Origin of the sequence: Psychrobacter sp. TB55-MNA-CIBAN-0194 (genome assembly GCF_040309505.1) — a bacterium.
Classification (GTDB): domain Bacteria; phylum Pseudomonadota; class Gammaproteobacteria; order Pseudomonadales; family Moraxellaceae; genus Psychrobacter; species Psychrobacter fozii.
Genome location: NZ_JBEOOW010000036.1, coordinates 1 through 469, shown reverse-complemented (window position 1 = coordinate 469; position 469 = coordinate 1). Strand labels below are relative to the sequence as shown.

The window sequence follows — 469 nt, the reverse complement described above, 5'->3', positions numbered from 1 at the left end:
CTCATACGTTCTGCCGCGTAGAGCCAAGAAACCGATCCGCCAATCATTAATGAGGCAAAAATGGTATTGAGGAGCAGATTGATCTGAGTGACAGAGACGCCAAAAATGGCAGGTAGCATAAGCTTCAAAATACGTCTTACGCCTTCGTGCTGAAAGTCGACCTTGGGTGCGACCAGCAGCTTTTGTTGCCAAAGCTGCGGTAGTTGTAATAAGAGCTGTAGTAAACCAGCGATTGCAACGGCATAACCAAGCGCCATAATCGGTGTATCGAACATAGGGGCAAAAATTAATGCGCCGCCAATCATACACAAGTTTAGTAACACCGGTGCAAAAGCGGGCGCAGCAAAACGCCCGTAGCTTTGCAGAATACCGCTAGCAAAAGCGGTCATAGAAATAAATAATAAATAGGGAAAGGTAAGACGCAGCAGCTCGGCGGTGATGGCAAATTTACCAGGTTGATCAGCAAATC

The 469-nt window shown here is 46.9% G+C and carries 1 protein-coding gene; it reads right to left on the bottom strand.

Annotated elements, in window-relative coordinates:
• A partial coding sequence (locus AAEY75_RS14140) for a lipid II flippase MurJ (RefSeq protein ID WP_352259915.1) occupies window positions 1-469 on the bottom strand: 469 nt, incomplete at both ends.